5 protein-coding genes are annotated in these 4,162 nt (G+C 76.1%); 2 read left to right on the forward strand and 3 right to left on the reverse strand.

The genetic code is table 11. The features are described from left to right. A partial coding sequence (locus ACTUAL_RS02280; protein WP_440899100.1) for an LCP family protein occupies positions 1–838 on the reverse strand: 838 nt, incomplete at its 3' end. Further along, positions 835–1,338: a SigE family RNA polymerase sigma factor gene (locus ACTUAL_RS02285; protein WP_015802337.1), complete on the reverse strand. Its 504-nt coding sequence runs from the start codon at positions 1,336–1,338 to the stop codon at positions 835–837. The genes ACTUAL_RS02285 and ACTUAL_RS02280, both read right to left, overlap by 4 nt. Positions 1,339–1,511: 173 nt before the next feature. Here ACTUAL_RS02285 and ACTUAL_RS02290 point away from each other — a divergent pair, with 173 nt between their 5' ends. Together ACTUAL_RS02290 and ACTUAL_RS02295 are read left to right on the forward strand one after the other, a co-directional pair. Then, positions 1,512–1,895, forward strand: a complete 384-nt coding sequence (locus ACTUAL_RS02290; protein ID WP_440899101.1) for a hypothetical protein — start codon at positions 1,512–1,514, stop codon at positions 1,893–1,895. A gap of 75 nt (positions 1,896–1,970) precedes the next feature. Further along, entirely contained in the window at positions 1,971–2,606 is a 636-nt protein-coding gene (locus tag ACTUAL_RS02295) for a hypothetical protein (protein ID WP_440899102.1), read from the forward strand. Between the two features lie 4 nt (positions 2,607–2,610). Here the strand turns inward: ACTUAL_RS02295 and ACTUAL_RS02300 are convergent. Further along, positions 2,611–4,162, reverse strand: a 1,552-nt coding sequence (locus ACTUAL_RS02300; protein WP_440899103.1) for an AMP-binding protein, incomplete at its 5' end; no start/stop codon positions are given.

Here is a 4,162-nt window from a genome sequence, read left to right on the forward strand (position 1 = left end):
TGCGCACCGCGTCGCGGGCCCGGTCGAACAGCCCGGTCAGCTTCGCCGGGTCGCCGAGCACCTCGGAGTCGAGCACCGAGGTCCGCAGCCCCAGCAGGAACGCCTGCATCCGGGTCACCCGGTCCAGGTCGCCCTGCTCCAGGCCGCGCCGCTGCCGCAGGAAGCCCAGCGCCTCCTCGCCCCGCAGGACGTGCTCACCGGCCGCCAGGTCCACCCCCGCGTACTCGTCCCGCGCCGGCTGGCTCAGGCACACCCGCACCCCGCCGACCAGGTCGCTGAGCTCGGCGAACCGGTCCATCGACGCCACGGCCCAGTGGTCCGCCCTGACCCCGGTCACCTCGGCGACCGCGTCCAGCGCGGCCCCGGCGCCCCCGGCGACCGCGTCCCGCCCCTCCTGCCCGGCCTGCTCGTGGCCCGCCGCGTAGGCCGTCGCCAGCCTGGTGGCCCGGCCGTCCGCGCCGGTGACCCGCAGGTCGCGCGGCAGGGACACCCCGCTGACCCGGCCGTCCGGGAAGATCCGCAGCAGCACCGCCGTGTCCGCGTGGGAAGGCCGGTCCGCCCCCTCCCCGGTGTCCACGCCCAGCAGCAGCACCGTCTGCTCCTGCGCGGCGGCGCCGGTGGCCACCTCCCGCCGCTCGGCGGGCGCGTCCCGCAACGTCATCGGCGCCACCACGGCGGCCACCGCGGCAGCGGCCGTGAGCACCCCGGCCGCGATCAGCGCACCCCGGCGGCGCGGCGCCGCGGCCGTGCGCACCCGCGCCGCCACCTCCCGGTGGTCCACCCGCTCCTGGGCCTGCGCCGCGAGCGCGGCCCTGATCAGCGCTTCCTGGTCGGTCATCGCAGCACCTCCGGCTGTTCGCTCCGCTGGACCCGCAGCTTCGCCAGCGCGCGGGAGATGTTGCTGCGCACCGTGCCCACCGAGCACTTCAGCACCGACGCGATCTCCTCGTCGCTGCTGTCCTCGTAGTAGCGCAGCACCACCGCCGCCCGCTGCTTGCGCGGCAGGGCGGCGATCAGGGCGCGCATGGCGTCGCGCTCCGCGTGCCGCTCGGCGTGGTCGGCCACCACCGGCCCCACCTCGTCGAACCCGCCGTGCCCGGTGAGCACCTCGCGCGCCGCGCGCCGCCGCCGCCACGACAGGTAGTCGTTGGTGACCATGCGCTTGAGGTACAGGTAGGGCACCTCCAGCGCGCCGATCCGGGCCCACTTCTGCCTCGCCCGCAGCAGCACGTCCTGCACGATGTCCTGCGCCAGGTGCTTGTCGCAGGTGAGCGCGGTGGCGTAGCGCAGGAGCTGGTCGAGGCGATCGGTCACGAACTGGTCGTAGTCGACCTGCACCCCGCCTCCTTCTGGTTCGTCGGGTCGCTTGCGGCCTGGAAACCCACCGGGGGCCCGTTCCGTTGAATCACACGCCTGTGACGTGGGTCACCCGCGTGGAGGGCTCGTGTCCAGCGCGGGGCACCAGGGTGCGGGGGCGTCCCGGTCGCGCCCGCGAGATGAGGGGAGCGGCCTTGGACGGGGCGACGGCCAAGCGGAAGATCCTGCTCGCGCTGGCCTGCTTGGCGCTGCTGGGGCTGACCATGGTCGTCCTGCTGCTGCTCCAGGTCCCGCCGCTGGTCGTGGCCCCGCTCGCCATCCCGCTGTTCCTCCTGGTCGGCTACGTCGTCCGCGTCGCGGACGAGCACCAGGGGCCCACACCCGCGCACCGGGCCCTCGGCGCCCGCAGGTTCCTGCCCGTGAACGCCAGGGAGGGCGTCGCGCTCGTCTTCGCGGTGGTCGCGCTCAGCCTCCCCCAGATCGCGGTGACCTGGGTGCGGGAGGGGGCCGGGGAGGCGCTGCACCCGGTGCGCGCGCTCCTCTGGCTGGTGGCCGGCTACGTGTCCTGTGGTTCATGACGGTCCGCCGGGCCCGAGGCAGGCGCTCGGCGGGCTGAGCCGCCGCTGTCGGGGGTCGCTGCTAGCTTCCCGGCCATGGCAGACGGAGCACACGGGGTCGCGCTCGCCGAGCGGGCCGTCGAGTCGGTGCGGCGCGACCCGCACCGGTCCATGTTCGACTTCTACGACCACCCGTGGGTCGAGGGCGAACCCGAGCCCGCGCCCGCCGGGTGGCTGGCGGGCGCGACCTTCCCGTCCGGCAGACCGCTGCCGCCCAGCCTGCGCGCCTGGCTGGCCTTCGACACCGGCCTGCTGCGCCGCGAAGGCTGGTTCACCGACGACGGCGAGCTGTCCCCGCGCCCGCTCGACCGCGTCGCCACCGAGTGCTACGGCCCCGGCTGGGGCGAGCTGTACGCGCCGCTGGCCGGGCTGTTCCCCGAGTGCTTCCTGCTGCCCGGCGGCTCGGACTCGCGGCGCGTCTACGCGGTCGGCGAGCCCGACTCCACGGGGGAGCACCCGGTGCTCGCGCTGGACGTGGACGACCTGCCGTTCGTCGGCCTGATGTACCCCGGCTTCGACGTCTACCTCGCGGTCAAGGCCGGGATCGTGGACATCGGCGAGCTGACCTCCTACACCCAGCTCGCCGACCACCCCGTCTACGGCCCGAGGATGCGCGAGCACGCCCGGACGCGGTTCGGCGGGCGGCTGTGCGCCGAGTACCCGGAGTTCTGAGCGCTCACCGGTCCACCCAGCCCCGCACCACGTGCCTGCGCAGCTTCCCCGACCCGGTGCGCGGCAGCGCGGGCACGAACACCACCGCGCGCGGCACCTTGTAGGTGGTCAGCCCGGCGCGCGCGGCGGCCAGCAGCTCCTCCGCCAGGTCCCCGTCGTCCGGACCACCCTCCGCCTCACCACCCGAGCGCACCACGTACGCCCGCAACCCGCTCCGCCCGCCCTCCCGCACCGCGCACACCGCCGCCTCCACCACCAGCGGGTGCTCGGCCAGCAGCGACTCCACGTCCACCGGGTGCACCTTGATGCCGCCCACGTTCTCGATGTCGTCCGCCCGCCCGGTCACCACCAGGTAGCCGTCCGCGTCGCACGAGGCCAGGTCACCGGTCGTGTACCAGCCCGGCTCGCGCCCCGGCCCGCCGTCCGGCCGCGCGCCCGCGCTCACCGTCGGCCCGCGCACCTGCAACCGCCCCACCACGTCCGCCCCGACCACCGCGCCCAGCTCGTCCACCACCCGCACCGCGTACGGCGGCAGCGCCCGCCCGACCGTGCCGATCCGGTGCGCGCCCGCCGCGTTGGACGTGAACGCCTGCCCCACCTCGGTCGTGCCGATCCCGTTGAGCAGCCGCTCGCCCAGCAGCGCCCCCAACCGGCGCTCCAGCGACAGCGGCAGCACCTCGCCCGCCGTCACCGCCAGCCGCAGCCCCGCCAGCAGCCCGCACGTCGGTTCGGTGAGCAGCCGCGAGTAGAACGTGGGCACCGAGAACAGCACGCTCACCCGGTGCTCGTCGACGAGCGCGAGCGCCCGCGCGGCCTGCGGCGGCCCCGGTTCCAGCACCGCGCGGCAGCCCGCCAGGAGCGGGTAGAGCAGCGAGTTGCCCAGGCCGTAGGCGAAGTACATCTTGGACACCGAGTGCACCACGTCGTCGGGCGTCAGCCGCAGCACGGGGCCGCCGAACGCGCGCTGGTACACCAGCGGGTCGGCGTGGGCGTGCGGGCACAGCCGCGACGCGCCGGTGGTGCCGGAGGTGAACAGGGCGTAGGCGGGGTGCTCGTCCGGCAGCGCGGCGGCGGGGACCGGGGGAGCGGGGAAGTCCAGGTCGGCCGGGGTGCGCGCGGCCAGTTCGGGCACGTCCCGCGCGCGGCAGAGCACCAGCGCGGCCTCGGCGGCGGTCAGGCAGGCCGCCAGCTCGCCCCGGTGCAGCCGGGGGTTCACCGGCACCGCGACCGCCCCCAACCGCAGCACCGCCAGGAACAGCACCACGAAGTCGACGTCGTCGTCCAGCACCAGCACCACCCGGTCGCCCACCCGCACGCCCAGCGCCGCGAGCGCCGCCGACCGCGCGGCGGCCCGCGCGTGCACCTGCCCGTGGGTGACCCGCTCGCCGCCGCACTCGAACGCCACCCGCCCCGACCAGCCGCGCTCGACGGCGCGGGCGCGCAGCAGCTCGGCGAGGTTGTTGCCGTGCGCGGCGAGCTCCTCGGCGACGCCCGGTCCCGGAACCGCCGCGAGCACCCCGGCCGCGAGGGGCTCCCGCGCGGGGGAGCCCACGCCG

Source organism: Actinosynnema sp. (genome assembly GCF_052038725.1).

Excerpts from the sequence above, each read along its gene's own strand:
- ACTUAL_RS02295 (WP_440899102.1), top strand. The coding sequence starts at position 1,971 with ATGGCAGACGGAGCACACGGGGTCGCGCTCGCCGAGCGGGCCGTCGAG.